This is a genomic window from Pseudoalteromonas sp. 4NS20-0020 (assembly GCF_057554385.1).
Genome location: NZ_BAAJMI010000001.1, coordinates 127,631 through 150,013, shown reverse-complemented (window position 1 = coordinate 150,013; position 22,383 = coordinate 127,631). Strand labels below are relative to the sequence as shown.

Here is a 22,383-nt window from a genome sequence, read left to right as displayed (position 1 = left end):
ACGCCTCTAAATCCACTAAAAATTTATATATCTTTTAAACAAAAAACTAAAACTTTAAACTTAAACTTAAACTTAAACTTAAACTTAAACTTAAACTTAAACTTAAACTTAAACTTAAACTTCACATCAATATAAAGTACCGCTCATGCATACCAATACAGTCAAATTTTTAATTTTATTATTTGATTTTTCAAAAATCTTCAAAACGAGTTAAATAAGGATGCCTTTTATTAAAACGCATGCTAACTCTGTCTAATATTCTTGAAAATTCATATATCCAGCGGTTATATTTTAATTTTTTAGCTGGCATAGCTATATACTTCAATTCATCCATTGATTTTTGACAAGACTCATTAGTAAAACTATCAATGCACTCTAAATGACTAGATATTAAGGTTTTCCTTTGCTGAGTATTCATATTGATATAATCTTCAATAATTGCCTCAACCGATATCATTTCTAAATCCAATCCTTTTAGATTGTATTCATATTGGTTAACATCGCTAAAATACCCATATGTTTCAGCCTCTATAACATTTTCAACACCTACAATACTTGGCAAACCTAATGCTGCGGCTTGGATTATAGCAGTACCACTACCTATGAATAAATTATAATTACTCACTGTTTCATCAAACTTTAGATAGTCTAATGTCCCTTTCAAATGAATAGAATCACTCAATCCAGCTTTGTTTATTTCATCGGCCATTTGTGCTTTTAAAGGGCCATCACCATAAATATCGAATTGAACATTAAACCCTTTTGTTTTTAAATTTTTTAGGACCTTAATCATATAAAAATTATATGTTTTAAAATCAACTAGTCGCCCTATTGCTACTATTTTTATTGGTAAGTTTATTTCACCTGAAACTTTAATATTTTTTTTATCGATAACACCCAATCTAAAAGTATTTGCATCAGTCAATTTTTTACGTTTGTATTTTATATACAATTGGCGATTGCCTTCCGAAAAAAGAAGTAGGGATTCTTCGGGTAAAAAATCAAATATAAATCTGCGATTAACTTTCTCATGCCAAGCAACATTATCACCGCCCCACAAAAATTTTATGTAATGATAAAAGCCAACCGTAATAGTTATGTTTTTATTTAGCATATTTGATAAGCGGTATCCCAATAGCGCATGCATTCCATCGCTTGCATGTATTTGGTCTACACTTTTTAAAGCGCGATCTAATGCCCTTTTTTTTATGGGCACAAGTAAAGGCAATCTGCGTGTGAATTTCCCAAAATTTAAAAATATATCATCAGGAAATAGTACGTTTGCATACTTTTTCATTTCGTTTAATAATTCAGGGTCACTTTCATGTGGTAATGACAAAAGAAGAATGCTTGTATGCAACCCCAACCTATGACGTTCTTTAGCCATTCGCATAAAAAACGTTTCAATACCACCTACTGGTAAAGCACCATAAATAAATAACATTCAAACCCTTTTCATTAAATAGTTTTTTAAATAACAATATGTTTCTGCAAGTCTTTTAGAAAATAAAACACAACTTAAAATTAGGAGTAAAACCCAAATCCACATTAGCGCCGGTTCATTTGCTTTCGTAATGACCATAATACTTGTAGCAACGACATAACCAATCATAAGAATATAAATTTTCACTCTTGGTATGGCATTCCATAAATAAGCACTAGACTCTGTTTTTACTGTAAAAAAAGTAAAGAATGCAACTATTGAAGCCAATGCAGCGCCAGAAGCCCCGTAATAAGGTATTAGTAAATAGTTTAGAGTTGCATTAACTGCAAATGCTATAAAGGACGCTAACATAGAAAAGTTAGTTCTGCGGGTTATGCCAATTCCGACACCTGTCACCTCGCTTAATAAGTAAAATAAAGGCATAGCTACGCACGCTACTATTAAATATTCTATAGCGGAGTATTCCTGAGGTAAAAATAGAGGAATAATAAAAGATAATAAACCAAATAAAGACCAAATCAGCACAACAAATAACACCATATTTTCAACAACACACTCGATTTTACTTTTCTCTAAACCCTCTTTTACCCAACGATAAAGAAGGGGGTGCCATATACTAGAAAAAATAGATGTAACAACTGATATAACCCCAGCTAGAGCTGCTGACAACGAATAAATACCGAGTTCCTCAAAACCGGCTAAACTTCTAAGAAAGAACCTATCCATGGTACTCACCCCCCAGTAAGCAATACCTCCGGCAACTAGCGGTAAGCTAAATGCTAGCATTCCCTTTAATAATACGGTGTCAATTCGCTTCGTAAGAGCTGCAATCCACGAATCCTTTGTTAACCAAGAAAATATAATTAATGAAAACGATATCGCTAACGTATTCATTGACATAAGTGTATAAAATTCAGCTTTTAAGCCAAAAAGCATTATTAAGCTTATTAATATGAGTAAGAATAACTTAGGAGCAATCTGCGTTATAGAAAATGCTAAACCGCGTTCTTGCATACGAATTACATGCGCTAAAAAGTTAATAAAAAAACTAGCTAACAATCCCATAAATAATAAAACCGTTAGCGAATTTGAATCTATCCCAAATAATAATTTAGAAATAGAATAAGGCTGTAATAAAGCTATCAATGCAACAATAGTAATTAGGGCTAAACCAGGAAGAATACTTAATTTTAATAAAGCTTCTTTATCAGCCTTCTCATGGTATTCACGAACATAAGCTTGATGCATTGATAAACTAAATAAAGATACAGCTAACCCTAAAACCACTTGCAGCATTGTCAAACGGCCGACATCTTCAACTGTAAAAAACCAAGCTACAAACGGTAGGGTTATAAACCCAAGAAGTGCAGCACCAATTGGGCCTAGAGCAAATTGTAAAATTGTTTTAGCTTTCAAAAAAAAAGTCCAAACACGCTTTTATTACTTTGTCTTGATTTTCTGTAGTCATTCCATAATACAGCGGTAAACGTACTAGCCTTGAACTCTGTCGCGTTGTATAAGTATCACTGCCTGAAAAATCGCCAAACTGTTTTCCTGCAGGACTTGAGTGCAGTGGGATATAATGAAAAGGTGTCGTAATATCCTGCGTTTTCATATAACTAATAAATTTATTTCGCTCTTCATTTGAGCTCAATTTTATATAAAACATATGCGCGTTATGCGTTAATGAATCCGGAATATGAGGCAGCTGTTCAGCCTTTAGTTTTAGGCTAAGTTTATTGTAATAATGTTCCCATATTGATAAACGGAAATTATTTATCGTGTCTGCTGCTTCAAGTTGAGCGTATAAATAGGCCGCTTGTAACTCGCTTGGTAAAAAGCTTGAGCCTATATCTTGCCACGTATACTTATCGACAATACCATGCAGGAACTGGCTACGATTTGTTCCTTTCTCACGTATAACCTCAGCTCGTTCAATCAGCTTAGGATCATTAATTAAAATTGCACCGCCTTCACCACCCGATGAGTAGTTTTTCGTTTCATGAAAGCTATAGCAACCTATATGCCCAAGAGTTCCTAATGCTTTACCTTTATAGGTAGACATTACGCCTTGCGCTGCATCTTCTACTACCCACAAATTATGTTTTTCTGCGATAGCAAGTATGGTATCCATTTCACAAGCTACACCTGCGTAATGTACTGGCACTATTGCTTTTGTGTTAGTCGTAATTGCAGCTTCAATGAGTGTTTCATCCATATTCATAGTATCTGGACGTACGTCAACAAATATAATTTTTGCACCACGTAATACAAACGCATTCGCTGTAGATACAAATGTGTATGAGGGCATAATAACTTCATCACCAGGCTGAATATCAATCAGAATAGCAGCTAGCTCTAACGATGCGGTGCATGAGGGAGTTAATAATGCTTTTGTTGTGTTGAAGCTGTCTTCAAACCATTTTTCGCATTTTTTAGAGAAGTAACCATCGCCGCATAACTTGTCTGATGCAATCGCTTGCTCTATATATTTTAACTCTAGGCCTGTTTTAGGGGGCACATTAAAAGGGATCATCTTCAAACCTGTTTGTAGAACCAATACGAAATATCAGCAATAGCAAAACCATTTTTGCAATATAAGTTTGCAGCCGAAATATTACTTGTTTGTGTTGCAACCTTAATTACTTTAGCTTTTTTAGCAATGCAGTAGCTTTCAACAAGCTCGAGTAGCTTTTTGCCTAAGCCTTGACCTTGCCAGGGGGAAGCAACACCAATAAGCCCTACAGTTGCCTCTTCCTCTTGAACTCTGACGGTTACAAAGCCAGATATAGCATCATCATTTTTAATTACTAGACAGCAATCATCAAACCTTGATAAAACAGCATTCTCGACCCATTTTTGGTAAAAGCTGTCTCGCTCCTGTGCCGAAAACCAAGGCTCTCGAAAACGACTGTTAATATACAAGTTGCTAACAATACATTTAAGCTCTTCGATAGAGTCATTATTTGCTATATGATTTTCAAAGCTTAAAGGAGTTTCAATATTTGGTCTGACATTTTTTTTAAATACCAACTCACCCTCAATAAAACTAAAGCAATATTCACTAATGGCATTTAAGCTCAGGTAATCTGAAGAGCTAGCTTTTATAGTTATAAGTGAGTTTGTAGGCCAATCATGTTTTTTTAGCTTAGGGGTAGGTAATTCTAACGAAAATATTTTGCGTTCGAAAAACTGGCTATCCCACTCTTTTTGTGAAAAATAGTTACTCATTACTTTGATATTAAATCCATTAAATATTTACCATAGCTATTTTTCAGCATAGGAGCAGCCAATTCCTCCATTTTATGCTTTGTAAGCCAGCCATTATTAAAACCAACCTCTTCTAAACAAGCTATTTTATATCCTTGACGCTTTTCTATTGTTTCTACAAATTGAGCCGCTTCAAGTAAGCTTTCATGGGTACCTGTATCTAACCAAGCAAAGCCTCGACCAAGTATTTCAACATTAAGCTTATTTTGCTTTAAATAAATTTCATTTAAGCACGTTATCTCTAGCTCACCTCTATGCGAGGGCTTAACTTGCTTTGCTATCTCTACAACTGAATTATCGTAAAAATATAGACCGGTTACCGCTAAATCAGACTTTGGTTTTGCAGGTTTTTCTTCAATTGAAACTGCTTTTTGACTTTCATCAAATTCAACGACACCAAAGCGCTCAGGGTCTTTTACTTGGTAGCCAAATACTGTCGCCCCTTGACCATTTTTTGCATTATTAACAGCTTGTTTAAGCTTTGGGGTGAAACCTTGCCCATAAAAAATATTATCGCCTAGCAATAAGCAAACGTCATCAGAGCCAATAAACTCTTCACCTAAAATAAACGCTTGAGCCAAACCATCTGGGCTTGGCTGTATCGTGTAACTAATCTCAACACCAAAGCGTGAGCCATCACCTAGTAATCGTTTAAATGACTCTTGATCTTCAGGTGTAGTAATAATTAAGATTTCACGTATTCCCGCTAACATCAACACAGAAAGCGGATAGTAAATCATTGGCTTATCATAAATTGGGAGTAACTGCTTAGATACCCCCATAGTAATAGGGTAAAGGCGTGTACCGGAGCCTCCGGCAAGGATAATTCCTTTCATGCTATTTTCCTTTAGCTGTCATATTTATTTCACCCAGACGCTCACGCTGATATGAACCATCTTGTACATTTTGACACCACGTTTGATTGTCTAAATACCATTGAACGGTTTTACGTAAGCCTGTTTCGAATGTTTCAACTGGTGTCCAATTTAGCTTTGCACTCATTTTTGATGAGTCAATAGCATAACGCCTGTCGTGGCCCGGGCGGTCTGCCACGAACGTTATCTGTTCTGAATATAGAGAATCTTTAGGCACTAAAGTATCTAAAATACTGCAAATACTTTTCACCACTTCAATATTTTGCTTTTCGTTGTGACCGCCTATATTGTAGGTTTCTCCAACAATACCTTCGGTCACTACTTTATATAAAGCACGCGCATGGTCTTCTACGTATAGCCAGTCACGTATTTGGTCACCTTTACCATAAATAGGTAAGTCCTTTCCTTCTAGGGCATTAAGTATCACTAAAGGTATTAATTTTTCAGGAAAGTGGTAGGGGCCATAATTATTAGAGCAATTAGTAACGATCGTTGGAAAACCATACGTGCGCAGCCATGCTCGAACTAAATGATCGCTCGATGCTTTACTTGCAGAATAAGGACTACTTGGCGCGTAAGATGTTTCTTCTGTAAATAATGGAAGTCCACCTTCTTGTTCATCAGGGTGAGGTAAATCACCATATACTTCATCAGTTGAGATATGATGAAACCTAAACGATTTTTTGGCATCGTTATTTAATGTATTCCAGTATTCACGAGCCGCCTCTAATAAGTTATAAGTTCCTACAATATTAGTTTGTATAAATTCGGCAGGGCCAGTGATTGAACGGTCAACATGGCTTTCTGCAGCTAAGTGCATTACGGCATCTGGCTTGTGCTGGGCAAACACACGGTCTAGGGCTACACGGTCACAAATATCAATGCGTTCAAATTTATAGCGATCGTTACTATCAACTGATTTTAGTGATTCTAAATTACCTGCATAAGTTAGCTTATCAAGATTGACAACCAAATCTTGAGTGTTATCAATTATATGTCGGATAACAGCAGAGCCAATAAACCCTGCGCCACCAGTCACTAGTATTTTCAATTTAATTACCTTTAAAAAATTACTGCTAAAAGCGGATTATTTCAGTCTTCTTTTTTTAAAAAATACAAAGTCAAAACACTAATTGTTGCCAAAATAAACCCTAAAATTGCTGCAAATATACAAATAAAAGCGCGTTTGGGGCCTGACTTAACTTCAGCGACAACTGCTGGATCTACTGTTTTAAATACGTACTCGTCGCGAACGTTAGCGAACATAATCGTTTTTGCTTGCTCTTCTATCAGCTTATATAAAATTGAACGTATATCGGCAATTTTTGTTTTATTTAGCTGTTTTACTAAAAAGTCAGTGCTTCGATTTGCTTCTGCTACATCTCGTTTTTTCATAACTGAATTAATATCTTCGATTAACCAGTCTACCCATTGCTTTGCAATTACTGGGGATATATGTTCAATCGAAATTGTAACCATACCTGTATCTTTAAGAGTATTTATAGATACGACTTTGCTGAACGCTCTATGTGCTTCTTGCATTGAAGGCTTTGGCTTGAAAGGTGCTGATATTTCACGGATCCACTTTTTTTGGTCTGCTATATAGATATCTTCATTGTACGAAATATCATTAGTACTACTATTCCAGGACTTTACTGCCATTAAATCAGGTAGAATATTATGATTTTGTATAAATTCGCTAGTAAATTGACGTGACTTTAAAACTTCTATTGCTAGTTGTGTTTTATTATCTGAGCCTGCACCTAAATTAATTCCAGCCAAGCTAGCCAAACCACCAAACTGTCCTGATAATCCTCCCAAACCTGTAGAGTCTTTTTGCTCTGCTACTGTTAATAATGCCTCAGACTTATAGGTATCAGGTAAACTCAATGCATAGAATACGGCTACGATAGTAAATACAATCGATGTGAAGACAATAATAAACTTACGCTTCCAAAGTACCGATAACAACTCCTTTAAATTTACCTCTGCATCAAAATCTTGCTCTAAATAATTTAACTCGATGTTATTTTGTTTAATTTTATTACCCATGAAATTCTCTTATCAGCCAGCTTTCTGAGTTATATCGTACAACCTTCCGCAGAACATTGAACTTAAGCTTTTAGCTGAAATAATTGAAAAAATTAAAACTATTATTCTTAACTCAATAAAAAAGAGTACTCTTTGTATTTAATAAGCTTAAATTCAAGTTTCGATTTATATATCCATCAATGCCCTATAAAAAATGCAACAAGAGTTTTACAGATTGCATTTCTTGATGGACTACTTTACAAACTACCAATCGCTGCGACAGCAACACCTAGTTGATAAAGGATCTGCGTCGCAGTGCTCCACAGTGTTAGCTTATCCATGTGGCCAGCATCCATAGGGACTACTATTGTATCGCCTGGCTCTAACTGGTTTGCATTATTAGCCGCGAACCAGCCTCCTGTATTTGGAATTTCAACAGAACCATTGGCTTTAATAATGTAAATGCGGTCTTCTGCAGCTCGCTCTTTAAGGCCGCCGCTTAGGTCAATGTAATCATCAACACTTACGCCAGCTTTATAAAGGTGCGATGTAGAGTAGTTAACTTCACCAATAATACTTATAGAATCACGTTTGCTTGGTACGTAAAGCGTGTCGCCATTTTGTAGAACTAAGTTTTGTTGGTTATTTACTATTAAGGGTAAATCAATAACTAAACGCCCTACCGCTTCAACACTTGCTAAATCATTTAGTAGTTTATCCATCTCATCGTATGAAAGAGAGTTACCGCTAACTGAATTTTGGAAACTTTTAGAAGCAATATCGCGGCGTAGCTCAGTTGATAAGCGCCCTAGTTGTTGTTGTTCTTGCTCTTTTATAGAAACACGGGTAAATATTGCTGCGTTTTGTTCTGCAAAATCAGAAAAACCACCCGCACGTTTAAGTAAATCAGTAAGCGTTTCGCCTCGGCGAATAGTGTAGGTACCAGGGAACTTAAGTTCACCTTTTAACTGTACTTTTACGTTTTCTTGCCAGTTAGGAATCGAGAAAATATTAATGCTGTCTTTACTACGAAGGGTGATATTGTTTTGTGATTCACCTTTTAGTGCACTTTCAAGATCAAATCGTACGTGTTCTACCTGAGAGGCATCACCTAAAACAATGCGCGTTATTTCAGCTTGTTTAGTATAAGCGGATTCTAATAAGCCACCTGCTGCGGTTACTAAGTCGGCTACTTCGCCACTCACTGTAAGAGGATAAATCCCTGGGTAAGTGACGTTACCGTTAATTTCAACTAGCTGCATAGCTTGCGCTATTGATGCTTGCTGTTTTAACTTTTCGATAATAGGAAGAAGTAAATTATGGCGACTAAAAAAGGCATAGTCTTCTGCTTTTAATTCTTGCGATTGTTCGTTAACTTTACGTTTTGAAATATCTGCAATTGTGAGGGCTTGCCCACTTTCGGTAATAATTTCTTCTTTTTGGTTTATTCCAATGTATTTCTCAAACTCTTTTTGTTTAAACTCATACCATTGCTCGGCTTTAAGTTGTTGCTCTTGTTGTTCTTGGCTTAGCGCCATGTTTTCAAGCGCTGTTTTTTCTATTTCTTTTTCTTCAAAGCGGCTAAATATAATGATTTTATCGTTCGCTTTTAGCGCTAGATTATTGTCAGCGTTTTTAATAATCGCTTGCGCTACGTCAAACTGGTGCGCTTCTATGTCACCATTAATGTTTGTTTCACGAATTAATAAACCATAGCTTAAATCTGCTTGGGGGAGTAAATCGCCACGCACAGACTTAAGTACGTCTGAAATACGTTTACCTTGGTACCACTGATAGTTACCTGGGCGTGCAACAGCACCAATTAGGCTAATTGAATTTTGGTATTGTGAACTTACCGAATTAAAACGAACTCTGTCGCCATCTTGCGGAATATAGTTAATGTTACTTTTGCTAAAATCAACAGAGAGTATTTCTTTACGCTGATTATTAAAACGCTCAACAACCACGTTTTTAGCATAAGCCTCTGGTTTTAATCCACCGGCCATGTTTAAAAGTTGTTTAGCCGTTTCACCTTGTTTGAGTTCAAAAATAGCTGGGCGTTTTACAAGGCCTTCAACGGTTACTTGTGACCCAACAGAAGGTACAAATACAACGTCCCCAGGTTTTAATACTATATCTTTACTGCTATCGCCGTTGATCAGTAAATCGTATAAATCGAAGTTACTAATCACTTTACCAGCGCGTTTAACTTGAATATTACGAAGAGAAGCAATGTCAGATACACCACCGCTTACAAATAATGCATGCGATACGGTGGTTAAAGACGAAACACTATAGCTACCCGGTTTGTAAGCTTCACCTAATACTAAAATACGCATGCTACGTAACTGCCCAAGCGATACAAACGCTTTTACGCCTATAACTTCTTGCTCTACTTTTGCATTAATAAGCGCTTTAACCTCTGCAAAAGTTAAGCCGGCTACTTGAACTGGTGTTAAATCGGGAATGCTAATTCTGCCTTCACGATCGACTTTAACATCAAAACTTTCACTTTCTTTACCATAAAAGTTAATGATTAACTGATCACCTGGGCCTACTAAATAAGTATCAGGAACTGCTGCGCTTTCATTTGGCATAAAAGAGGTCGGCTCACCGGCAAAGAGTGAATAACCAAATGGTTTTAATTCATCTTTTTTGGGATTAAAGCGCTCGTCATCGCTGAGCTCTGCTTGCTGTGGCTCTTTGCGATCGCCAATCGTTGGCTGACTGGTTGGTGTTTGATTGCTTGATTGGTTTGATCCTGTGATTGTAGAAAGGTCAACACCATACTGCTTAGCTAAGGCTTCTTGCTGTGATTTAGGTAGTTTTTTAAATTGTTCTAACTGCGACGCAGTTGGCGTAAAAGCCATTGCGTTGATGCTAAATAAAAGAACAAAAGCACTTAATAATTGTGTAAAAACTTTCACGAGTAGGTATATCCCTAGGTCTACAACCAAAATTGGTGGCTATAATACATTAATCTGAGGCAAATAAAAAAGGGACTTTCGCCCCTTTTGTCATTTAAATGTCACTAATTTAATGGTTTTGGTTAAAAACTGTAAACTAGTGTGAATGACGTCTCTGTGTCTGTGCTTTCTTTGTCATCAGCAACGTCTGAGTTGTTGGTAACATTAAAAGCCACTTTCATTTGTAGAGAACCATTAATTTTAGCAAGCAATGCCGTTTCTGAACGTGTTTTAGTGTTCGTGTCACCGTATTCAACCGCCACTAACTGCGTAAAACGTGCATTATCAGAAATTTGCCAATTGTAGTCTAATTTACCAAGGGCAATCACTTCACCTTCAAACTCACCAGCAAGCGGGTTGCCATTTTCGTCTACTTCAGTGCTGTCATCTGGGTACTCAAAGTATTTGTAACCCGGACCAATCTCTGCGCTTAACCACATTGTTTTTTCATTTAACAAACGTAAGCCATAACCCGCTGAAATTACAGATTCACTGCGGTATGCACCAAAGTAGTCTGAAACGTGTGAACCATAAATGAATAAGTGAGAATGCTCTTCATTTAATTTGTAGTTACCTTGGGCTGAAATTGAGTACTTTTCGTTTGTGCGTTGAGTAACTTTGTTACCGTTTGCATCGTCAACTTCATCTTCTTTGTAGATTCCGTCAAGCTTGTACTCGTTGTTCCAGCTTTCTAAGTTGTGCTGTACTTTAATACCACCTTTAAGCGTTGTTGTTTCCGTGTTACCACTAGTAACAATAGCACCAAGCTCACTGGTAACTTCCCACGTTTTTTGCTCTGCATCTTCAGCGAAAGCGTTAGTCGCAGCAGAAGCTGCAACTAACACTGATAAAAGCTTTAATTTCATTAAAAATAACCTATTTAATACTAAAAATTAGTCTTGCTTGTGTAAATGAACATCCATTTGCGGAAATGGAATTGAAATATTTGCGTCGTCTAATGCAATTTTAATATTTTCCATTAGTGAAAAATATGTAGGCCAGTAGTCAGCAGCATTAACCCAAGGACGCACAACAAAGTTAACGCTTGAATCACCTAGTTCTGAAACAGCTACAGTATAAGCAGGGTCTGTAAGTAAGCGTGTTTCTGCATCAAGTACTGATTTTAATACTTCTTTTGCCTGACGTAAATCAGCATCGTAACCAACACCAATTACTAAATCGATACGGCGAGTTGATTCGCGCGATACGTTTGTAATCGCACCTGACATAATTTGAGAGTTTGGCACAATAATTACTTTATTATCTGGTGTGCGAAGTTCTGTAGAGAATATTTCGATTTTTTTAACCGTACCAGATTTGCCACCGGCTTCTACAAAATCACCCGATTTAAACGGACGAAGTAAAATGATTAGTACACCCGACGCAAAATTAGACAGTGAACCTTGCAACGCTAAACCTACCGCTAAGCCGGCTGCACCTAAAATAGCAATGAATGACGTTGTTTCAATACCAATTTGCGAAAGCGCCATTAGTACTGTTAATGCAAATACAAGGGTATACACAATACTTGCTACGAAAGAGCCAACCGCTTTATCTACTTGTTTTTTCGCAAAGCCCTTTTCTGTTAAGTTAGAACAAAACTTAGCAACCCTACTACCTATTAAAAAGATAATAAGCGCAACAACTGCTTGAATACTATAGTGTAAAATTAAGCCTGAGTTATCATTAAGCCAATTAAGTACTGAATCCATGTTTACTCCAAATGTTTTTGATTAGTGTTTTTCCGGATAGCATTATACATTAATTTACAATTTGTTCTCATTTATTAATGAATTCATACTATATATATGGCGAATTGTTTATAGTTTTTAATCGCGCATAGCTTGAAGAAGCATTACTGAACTTTCGCTGTACGAGAGTGAATTTTTAGATTTTATTTTTAAATTTAATTTTTTTTAATTTAAGGCTTCACAAGGTTTATTATTTTATGTATTATGCGCGCCACACCAAACAAGGTGTGTAGTGGCGGTTGTAGCTCAGTTGGTAGAGCCCCGGATTGTGATTCCGGTTGTCGCGGGTTCAAGCCCCGTCAATCGCCCCATTTTTTCTATACCAATCTTCCTCTGTAAATAAAATCTACAACGTTAATCTTACACAAACTTTTTAAACCCGCTTATATTCAAATTTGCTAGCCCTATATTATCTTCGATGAATTGATATTTATGCTTAAAATCAAATATCATTGAATTTATTATGTATTTTCATTAAAAACCGCTTATTTTCTGTTCAAAACCTATTTTTAATGTAAAATATATCTACACTTTTCAAGATATATAACTAAGTATGATTAAACCGATTCTAAAGCTTTTCCTATGTAGTTATTTAACCGCCCTCAGTTTTAGTTCTATTGCACAAAATATTAACAGCTACAGTCAGTTTTTAATCGATGTACAAAAATTAGTCTCTGAAAAAAAATTTCATCAAGCCTACCAGCTAAGCCAAGAACAAAACCAGTATTTAGGCGAGCCCACTTATGATTTTTTGTTAGGTGTTTCTGCTTTAAAGTTAAATCATACTGCTGAGGCTATTTTTGCTTTTGAGCGCACCATTGAAAGCAACCCAAAGTGGTATGAAGCGCGTTTATTTTTAGCTCGCGCTTATATGTTGGTAAAAAACTTTCCTGCAGCACAAAATCAAGCCTTAATACTTGTTAACTCATCTATGGCGCCAAACACCATAAAAACCTCTGCACAGGCATTGTTAGATAGGGTCGCTTTACAGAGTAAACGAGCCGGTGATTTTTATTCTCAAAATATTGAGTTTGCGTTAGGTGTTGATGGCAACGTAAATGCAGGCACTACAGAAGATACAATTATTATTCCTGAAATTGGGGAATTTTTATTATCTCCTGAAAGCAAAAGCACAGATGATAGTTACGCTAAGCTTAATTACTCAGGTAAATACTCTTATCCTATTAATCAACAAAGCACTGTAGTAATAAACGCTAACGCTGGGTGGTACAAATTCGCCGAACTGAGTCAGTATGACAGAGTTAATGCCCATTTTAGTGCTGCATACCATTATGATATTGGAAGTATTAATTGGCACGTTCAGGCTTCAACAACGCCTTTAATACTTAATTCAGAACTTTATAGAGCTGAGTCGGCTATAACCTTGGGGGCTGATTTTGCGTTATCAGACGGTATTACCCTTTTTGCAGCGCTCAGTGGGGGGGAATTAAACAACCGGTTTGACGACAAGCTCGATAATACATTTTATACGATTAATACTGGAGTAAGTTATTCAACACAATATTGGTTTAACCGTTTTAGTGTCAATGTTAAAAATGAGGACGCAGACTTAACTCAGGGAGAGTTTAATAGTCGCCAAAGCACCAGTGTGTACTACCAAGCCAACACTCAATTAGCCAAAAATTGGCAATTACTTTCACTTGCTGGTTACCAATGGATTAATTACAAAGAAGATCATCCTTTATTTTTGCAAGAACGTGCCGATAATCTACTTATGCTCTCGGCTACTGTTCGCTACTTAGTTAGTCGTGATTTTGCGTTGCAACTAACCACTAACTACCAGGATAAAAGCAGCAATATTGCTTTGTTCGAATACGACCGTTTAGACATTAATTTAAGCGCCTCTTACTCATTTTAATTTAAGGTATTTATGAAACACATACTTCCTATCATTACCGCCTTACTGTGTGTAAATTTTTATGCGCAAGCAAGTGAGCCAGCGGGTAAAACAATTTTGGCCCGTGGTTCTGTATTAGCAACAAATGAGGCAGCCCAACAACGTCAATTGCAGCGTCGTGATACTGTTTTTGGTATAGACCGAATAACGACTGGCAACCAAAGTAAAGCGCAGTTTTCAATGTTAGATGGCGGTTTAATTTCTTTAAAAGAAAATTCAGAACTTAATATAGCCAATTACCAGTTTGATAAAAACACACAACAAGGGTCTGCATCTATTGAGTTACTCAAAGGCGGCCTGCGTTCTATATCTGGCGTTATCAAAAAAAATGGCGGTGCTTATGACGTCAAAACCCCTGTGGGGTCAATTGGTATTCGTGGCACGCACTTTGAAGTGCAGCTAGTAGGTAGTGATGTATTTATAGCTGTGTGGGATGGTGCAATCGACCTAACACTTACAAACAACAACGTGCTGTCGCTTGGTGATAATGAAGCGTTTTCGTTTGCACAAATTACAAGTACTGGTGATGTTTTTACAACAACGCGTGCCGCAGCTGTATTTGATCAAACCGTTGCAACTATTGAGCCTAATAGCGAAAGTGAAGAAACAGAGCAAACTCAAACAGCCTCAACAAACAACACAATCATAGAAGATGATAGCACAGCAGACGCATACTCTGAGCAGCAATTTCAGGCTGTAGATAACGCCTTTTTAGTTGACCAAATAGCTCAGCGCCAAGGTATTTTTAACTACAACGCTTCTGATTTTAGTGTGGCTTCAAGTGCAGGAGGCGTTACCGACTTTTCTATGACTATGGCCGTTGATTTTGACAATGGAACAGTGCCTGATGGCGAAATTAGCTTTAATGATGCCGGCGGTACTTGGTATGCCGCGTACAGTGGTTTAATAAATATAAGTGAACTTGATTTAGCTATTACGTTTGCCTCATACGGAAACAATAAAGCAGAAGGTGATATAGACGCGGTGTTTTTAAATGACCTAGACACCATTATAGGTAACTTTCAGTTGAGTGAAATTAATAATCCAGATGTAAACGCGAGCGGTTCTTTTATATTAGAACCGTAAACACATTGGATAGACCGCTTTTATTTTGGAGTATTAAATAATGACCGCAAAAAAACACCTTTTGCTTGGTTCAATGATGTTTGCACTAAGTGCTTGTGGAGGCTCAGATGAGCAACAACCTCAAGCGTCAGCGCAAGCGGCTACATCTACAGTTAACCCACCAGCCGTTGCAAGTTATGTAAATTTAGCGGGCGTTTTAGCCAGTAATAAAACAACACAAATACTGATTTTAGGTGAAAATACCGCGAGTCGCGGCGCTGTGGGCTCAGCTATAGCAAACTCGCAAGCTACTATTGGCTTTACTCAAACAGAAACAGTACAGGGTAATGTTTCATTTTTACTTAATGCCCGCGATCCCGATGGCATTAGCGAAATAAACTTAGTATTACCCGGCGTTAATAAAAGCCTGCCTATTTGCTCATCTGATTGTGGTAATGAATACGAGCGTTCTGTTATTGGGTTAAGCCCATCTATTTATGGTGTAATTGCTGGAGAATTACGCTTAGAAATATGGATAACAGATACACTCCAAAACCAAGTACTTGCCGATGCAATTACGTTTAGCTGGCAGCCTCATCAAATTGTAGGAGTAACAGCTCAACGAGAAGATCAAGGTATTAACCTTGCTTGGCAAGCCAACAATGAGCTAAACCGTTATAACGTATATATTGCCACCCAACCGGGTGTATCGCCTTCTAATGTTGATGAACTTGAAAATGGCCAACAATTTTTAAGCATTTCGGACCCTTTCTTTACAATACCAAACACGATTACAAACAAAAGCTATCAAGCTCTTATAACAGGCATAGATGGTAGCGGTGAAAGTGGGTTTTCTAACTTAATAAACATAGCTCCCCTAGGTGGAGAACTTGCTTTTGCTCCTACAGCTAACAACGATATATTTGAAATTGATGAAGATACTGCCCTGCAAGGCAATGTACTAACAAACGATACGAATCCGTATAGCGGCCAACTGCGTGCTAATACACAAGTATTAGTAGCCCCTTCGCATGGCTCAGTAACTATGACCGAATCGGGTGATTTTACTTATCAGCCTGCGCTTAACTTTAATGGTGAAGATGCATTTAGCTATCAAATTATTAACGAGCTAGGCAGAACCGACACCGCGGTTGTGGCAATAACTATCAACCCAATTAATGATGCGCCTACTGCCCTAAACAATACCTATAATATTTCAAACGATGGTACGTTAACTGTTTCAGCTCCCGGTTTGTTAGGTAATGATAGCGATGTTGATTTAGATGAACTTACGGTTGATGTAGCGCCTGTTAATGAGCCGCTGCGCGGACAGCTAACCTTATTTGCTGACGGTAGCTTTGAATACCAAGGCGAACCAAATATGCAAGGTGAAGATAGCTTTCAATATAAAGTTATTGATAACCAAGGCGGTGAAGCTACAGCAACTGTATTTATTGTAAGCACCAATACTAACTCGGCACCCGTAGCTAATAACGATAGTTATAACGTAAACGAAGATAATACGCTTGTTATCTCTGCAGAAAGTGGGGTACTTAGCAATGATACTGATCCTAACGGCGACACCTTTACGGTAGACGACACCTTTATAGTTGCACCTACTCACGGGCAACTTTTACTTAGCATTGATGGCAGCTTTAGTTACATACCTGATGCTAACTTTAATGGGGTAGACCAGTTTCAATATGCAGCCATTGACTCCCAGGGTGCTAGTGCCACAGCGACTGTCACTATCGTTGTAAATAGCCAGCCAGATAAACCGGTTGCGCAAAACGATGCATATCAGTTTAGCCGAAATAGTCTATTTTCAGTCTCAGCTGAAAGTGGCCTACTAGCCAACGACTTTAATATAGAAACTGGCGAACTTACTGTTGATACCGCACCTGTTACAGCGCCTCAAAACGGCACGCTCAATTTAAATAGTGATGGCTCATTCACTTATCAACCTAATGCTGATTTTTCTGGGGTCGATAGTTTTTCTTATTCAATTTCAAACGATCAGGGCTTAACCGCAACCGCTCAAGTAACCCTGAGTGAAAGTGGAAATAACACCTTCCCTGAGGCAAGCGATGATCAGTTCACCATAGCCGAAGATAGCAGCGCAACACAGCTTAATGTACTAGCAAATGACTCAGACGCTGACGGCGATACCATTACACTATTTAATGTAAATAGCACACTTGGCTCAGCAAGCATTGTTAATGGGCAAATTGAATATACCCCGCCGGCCAACTTTTCTGGACAAACTATTCTTACCTACAGTATTACTGATGGATATGAAAATGGCTCTTCTGGTGAGAAAGACAGTACCGCAAGTGTTACGATTATTGTAACGCCTGTAAATGATGCGCCCGTTGCAAACGCTGACCTTGCTACCATAAATGAAGACGCAATTGCATTGCTCATTGACGTTTTAGCCAATGATTCGGATATTGATGGCGACAGCTTAATATTGAGCGAAGTCTCTGCCGACAGTGGCACTGCGCTAATTGTTGAAAATCAAATTCAGTACACACCCGCCCCCGATGCAAATGGTGTAGCAACGGTGACTTATTCAATAAAAGATGCGCAAGATGCAAATGCGACTTCAACACTGAGCATTACTATTTTACCAATCAACGATGCACCCGTTGCCACTGCTGATACCGCAAATATGGATGAAGATGCGGCACCTATTACTATTGACGTACTCGCTAACGATTTAGACGTGGATGGCGACAGCTTAGTGATCAGTAACGCCACTGCCGATGTGGGTGCTGTAAGTGTTGTAAATAACCAAATTCAATATACGCCAGAGGCTAATGCAAACGGTGTTGCAACGGTCACTTACACTGCAAGCGATAACAATGGTGGAACGGCTAACAGCACATTGTCCATTACCATCAACCCAATCAACGATGCACCCGTTGCCACTGCCGATACCGCAACCATGGATGAAGATGCAGCGCCTATTACTATTGATGTACTCGCTAACGATTCAGATGTGGATGGCGACAGCTTAGTAATAAGTAACGCGAGCGCTGATATAGGCACTGCAACTATTGTAAATAACCAAATTCAGTACACGCCTGCTGCTAATGCAAACGGCGTTGCAACGGTGGCCTACACTGCAAGTGATAATAATGGTGGAACGGCTAACAGTACATTAGCCATTACCATCAACCCAATCAACGATGTCCCCGTTGCCACTGCCGATACCGCAACCATGGATGAAGATGCAGCGCCTATTACTATTGATGTACTCGCTAACGATTCAGATGTGGATGGCGACAGCTTAGTAATAAGTAACGCGAGTGCTGATGTAGGCACGGCAACTATTTTAAATAACCAAATTCAGTACACGCCTGCAGCTAATGCAAATGGTGTTGCAACGGTCACTTACACTGCAAGTGATAATAACGGTGGAACGTCTAACAGTACATTAGCGATTACCATCAACCCAATCAACGATGCACCCGTAGTTGCTGAACAAAGCTTTAGCATTAATGAGGACGCGACAGATTCCGACATTATAGGAACCATTGTTGCAACTGATTATGAAAACCAAGATTTAACTTACGTATTAGCCGGCGGTGATTTTGCTTTATTTAGCTTAAATGCATCATCTGGCATTTTAAGCGTGAATGGCGAAACCCCTTTTGACTATGAAACCAAAACTCAATACATATTAAATATTCAAGTAACAGATAACGGCACCCCTAATGAAACCACTGCGGTTAATATAACGGTTAATATAATTGATGTTGCCGAGCCACTAATCCCTATTGAAGATACATCATTTGGTCGCCCTATTTCAGGGCAGCTTGATCTAGGCAGCGTATTTTCAAGTGGGCAATTTAATGACAGCATAGCGCTTAACAACAACTTATATTTTGTGGGCTTTACCAATAATGCAGACAAAGACATTCTTATTGTTTCGTACACAAATAATGGTGATGTAAACACCGCATTTAATACCACTGGCATTAAAATACTTGATTTAGAGCAAGATGAAGAAGCCACTGCCATTATTTCCGACGGCACCGATTTATTTATTGCCTACTCTAGTTTTGATGGCAGTAATAACGAAGCGTGCGTACTTAAGATGGATCTTGCAGGAGCATTAAGAACTGGCTCAGACGACGATGACGGGGAAAGTAACACGGGTATAAAATGTACAACGCTTAACAGTACCACGGTTATCAATGACCTTGAAATTGACGGTAATAAATTACTTGCTGTAGGCAAGCACTTTGATGGTACTCAAACCGATAGCCTATGGATACATTATAAAACCGACGACTTGTCATTTGAAAACTCCACACCCACCATCGTTGATGTAAGTGGTGCTAATCGCGATGATGAAGGTTACGCAGTTAAAAACTTTGAAAAATCAGACTATTTAGTTGTGGGTAGCGTTACCGATGCTGATGGTACTAAAAACTCACTTTTGCGTTATTTAAAATCGAATGGTAATAACGATAATGACTTTAACGGTGGTGCGTCTCTTACTATTGATTTATCTGGTAATGATAAAGACGATGAGTTATTTGCCATTGGTGGTTTAGCTGATTCTAATTTTACAGCTTTTGCAGGTGGCTATATGACAAGCCAAACAGGTGAAAAAGAAGCTGTTGTGTTAGCCATTGATAAAAATGGCGAGCTCGTGACCAGTTTTGACACAGATGGAATTGCTATTTATGACATTGATGGCAACAGCGGCGCGGGTAATGGAGGCGATCAAGTAACGGGTATCCAATACGAGCCAATTAAAAATGAAATAATGCTCTCGGGCACAACGGGTGTTCCTAATGCAGAACACGTATTTACAGCTCGCGTAATTAGTTCAACCGGTTTACTTGATGATACTTACGGTGAGTCTGGAGTTAGCATTCTTTCGGATATAAATGCTAAACAAATTGTAAACACAACGTCTATCGACTCTAACGATACTTTATGGGTAGCCGGCATTGATGACGACACCAACGCTAAACCATTTATTGGAGCAATAACCGATCAAGCCGCATTGTTTACTAATTTCAATAGCACAGGTTATTTAACAGTTGATGAAATAACCGAAGCGTCAAACGATAAATCAATGAAACTGATACAACTTAGTAATGGCGCTCAAGCAGGTAAATATATGCTTGCCTCAACAGCCGAAACAAACGGTGTAATAAAATTAGTATTAACTCGCTTTACCAGTACAGGCGCAATAGACTCAGGCTTTAGTAAGACGGGCCACAAAGAAATTGCCACAGAGTTAAACTCACAACACGTTGCGTTAGCTGAATTAAACAATGGCAACTTATTACTTGCTGGTACTAAAAAAACCACCAATGGCTCGCAAGGTTTTGTAGCCAAAGTGGACCAAGACGGCTCCCTCGACACAACATTTGCAACCGATGGCATCTATGTAACCAACATTGAAAATACCGAGGCGCTTACATTATCAGATATAGCAATAACCAATAGTAACAATATTGTTGCAGTGGGCACTGCAACGCAATCTGCAAACGCACAGTCATTTGCAATAATGCTCACAGCGCAAGGGGTACTTGCTACAAGCTTTGGCACTGAAGGCGTTTTATTAGGGTTAACGGGTGAGGATTTTTCTAAAATTCACATTGATAACAATGAGATTTTTATTGCTGGTGAATTAGTAACAGGTGCTGATTCAGCATTGATTGCGCTCAAACTTAACTTAACCGGCAATGAGTTGTTTAGATATTCAGGTACCGATACGCCTAACACCAACAATAAAGTAGCCAGTGTACTAACCGACTCATCTGGCGCAATCTATTTAGTTGCAAATTTAGTCAGTACACCTGATAAAGCGAATGTTGTGCGCTTGCTTTCGTCAGGTGCGTTAGATACAAGCTTTGCTGACAATGGCGTTGGCCAATATATTTTAGCTGTAACCGGCAATACTTTAATTAAAGGTGCCAAGCTAGATAGCACTGATAAACTTATATTAGTCGGTACCAGTAACAACCAGGGCGTAATTGCACGAATTACTACAAATGGTGAGCTTGATAACACATTTGGTACTAGTGGAGTTGGTTATTACCAAGCTAACCTTTGTACAAATTCACTCGTATTTACCTCGTTGATTCTACAAACTGACACGCAAATAGTCTTAAGTAGCACTTGCGATAATGGTAGCTCAAATAATATCAGTGTATCTAAGTTTGATTTTTATCCGGATGGAGTTGAGCCATAAATGAAAGTCGAATTATTTGGGGTAAGAGGCTCAATGCCTACACCCGGTAGCGATACCCACCTATATGGTGGGAATACATCGTGTACTTATGTGACAAAAAAAAATGGCAGTTCACTGATATTAGACTCGGGCACTGGAATAGCAAAACTTGGAGATTATTTACTCGAGCAGCAAAGCCCCATCTATATTTTGCTCACTCACAATCATTGGGATCATATTCAGGGCTTTCCTTTTTTTAAACCTATTTATCAAGCAAATCGCGATATAACAATTGTTGCAGGTGATGTTGAGGATAAAGGTAGCCAACACGCTATTTTAAAACAAATGAGTGGCTCTTATTTCCCTGTACGCCATCAAGATTTACCGTCAAACATTACGCTCAATACTGAGCTTTCGGCACAATCACAATTTAACCTTAATGGTTTTTCTATCTCCACCGCACCGCTAAATCACCCTGGTGGCGGAACTGCTTATTGCTTAATTGCTGATGGCGCGAAGGTGGCATATGTGACCGACAACGAGCTTAACCCACCTCAGCAAACTAAAACCAGTATTAGCGAGTGGGCAGCATTTATAGAAGGGGCCGATTTACTTATACATGACGCTCAACTTATTGATGCTGACTTACCATTAAAACATGGCTGGGGCCACAGCACTATTGACCAAGTTGCTCAACTTGCAATAAAAGCGAAAGTCAAAAACATGGTGATAATCAGTCACGATCCATCAAGAACCGATGAGCAACTTATCGAAATAGAACGTTATTTACAAACAAGCTACGGCAATGATGTGCGTATTGAATGTGGTAAAGAGGGGCGCGTTTTTGAATTTTAAATGCGCTAG

General features: G+C 38.2%; 14 protein-coding genes and 1 tRNA gene. 5 read left to right on the top strand and 10 right to left on the bottom strand.

The window, feature by feature from the left end:
- Window positions 1-190 precede the first annotated feature (190 nt).
- From AC27JL_RS00590 to AC27JL_RS00545, 10 genes are all read right to left on the bottom strand, one after another.
- On the bottom strand, window positions 191-1,444 hold the full coding sequence (locus AC27JL_RS00590) for a glycosyltransferase family 4 protein (RefSeq protein ID WP_487194549.1): 1,254 nt from the start codon (window positions 1,442-1,444) through the stop codon (window positions 191-193).
- Entirely contained in the window at window positions 1,445-2,860 is a 1,416-nt protein-coding gene (locus AC27JL_RS00585; protein ID WP_487194548.1) for a lipopolysaccharide biosynthesis protein, read from the bottom strand.
- Complete coding sequence (gene rffA / locus AC27JL_RS00580; RefSeq protein WP_487194547.1) at window positions 2,850-3,980, bottom strand: dTDP-4-amino-4,6-dideoxygalactose transaminase; 1,131 nt, start codon at window positions 3,978-3,980, stop codon at window positions 2,850-2,852. Before rffA ends, AC27JL_RS00585 begins: the two co-directional genes overlap by 11 nt.
- Window positions 3,981-3,982: 2 nt before the next feature.
- Window positions 3,983-4,675, bottom strand: coding sequence for a GNAT family N-acetyltransferase (locus AC27JL_RS00575; RefSeq protein ID WP_487194546.1), 693 nt, complete (start codon window positions 4,673-4,675; stop codon window positions 3,983-3,985).
- Complete coding sequence (gene rfbA / locus AC27JL_RS00570) at window positions 4,675-5,550, bottom strand: glucose-1-phosphate thymidylyltransferase RfbA (protein WP_487194545.1); 876 nt, start codon at window positions 5,548-5,550, stop codon at window positions 4,675-4,677. The genes AC27JL_RS00575 and rfbA overlap by 1 nt, the downstream gene beginning before the upstream one ends.
- 1 nt (window position 5,551) lies before the next feature.
- The gene (gene rfbB, locus AC27JL_RS00565) at window positions 5,552-6,640 is read right to left on the bottom strand and encodes a dTDP-glucose 4,6-dehydratase (protein ID WP_475604688.1); all 1,089 of its coding nucleotides are present in this window, start codon (window positions 6,638-6,640) and stop codon (window positions 5,552-5,554) included.
- 41 nt (window positions 6,641-6,681) lie between these two features.
- A complete protein-coding gene (locus tag AC27JL_RS00560) occupies window positions 6,682-7,641 on the bottom strand; it encodes a Wzz/FepE/Etk N-terminal domain-containing protein (RefSeq protein WP_487194544.1) in 960 nt (319 codons plus the stop codon).
- Between the two features lie 236 nt (window positions 7,642-7,877).
- On the bottom strand, window positions 7,878-10,547 hold the full coding sequence (locus AC27JL_RS00555) for an SLBB domain-containing protein (RefSeq protein ID WP_487194543.1): 2,670 nt from the start codon (window positions 10,545-10,547) through the stop codon (window positions 7,878-7,880).
- Between the two features lie 122 nt (window positions 10,548-10,669).
- The gene (locus AC27JL_RS00550; RefSeq protein WP_010555578.1) at window positions 10,670-11,452 is read right to left on the bottom strand and encodes a DUF481 domain-containing protein; all 783 of its coding nucleotides are present in this window, start codon (window positions 11,450-11,452) and stop codon (window positions 10,670-10,672) included.
- Between the two features lie 27 nt (window positions 11,453-11,479).
- Complete coding sequence (locus AC27JL_RS00545) at window positions 11,480-12,298, bottom strand: mechanosensitive ion channel family protein (RefSeq protein ID WP_058428275.1); 819 nt, start codon at window positions 12,296-12,298, stop codon at window positions 11,480-11,482.
- A gap of 274 nt (window positions 12,299-12,572) precedes the next feature.
- Between AC27JL_RS00545 and AC27JL_RS00540 the strand changes: the two genes are divergently transcribed.
- From AC27JL_RS00540 to AC27JL_RS00520, 5 genes are all read left to right on the top strand, one after another.
- Window positions 12,573-12,648, top strand: a tRNA-His gene (locus AC27JL_RS00540).
- Between the two features lie 242 nt (window positions 12,649-12,890).
- Window positions 12,891-14,216, top strand: coding sequence for a hypothetical protein (locus AC27JL_RS00535; RefSeq protein ID WP_487194542.1), 1,326 nt, complete (start codon window positions 12,891-12,893; stop codon window positions 14,214-14,216).
- A 12-nt stretch (window positions 14,217-14,228) separates the two neighbouring features.
- The gene (locus AC27JL_RS00530; protein WP_487194541.1) at window positions 14,229-15,341 is read left to right on the top strand and encodes a FecR family protein; all 1,113 of its coding nucleotides are present in this window, start codon (window positions 14,229-14,231) and stop codon (window positions 15,339-15,341) included.
- A gap of 40 nt (window positions 15,342-15,381) precedes the next feature.
- On the top strand, window positions 15,382-21,540 hold the full coding sequence (locus AC27JL_RS00525) for a tandem-95 repeat protein (RefSeq protein WP_487194540.1): 6,159 nt from the start codon (window positions 15,382-15,384) through the stop codon (window positions 21,538-21,540).
- A complete protein-coding gene (locus AC27JL_RS00520) occupies window positions 21,541-22,374 on the top strand; it encodes an MBL fold metallo-hydrolase (protein WP_487194539.1) in 834 nt (277 codons plus the stop codon). It begins immediately after the preceding gene.
- Window positions 22,375-22,383: the final 9 nt, after the last annotated feature.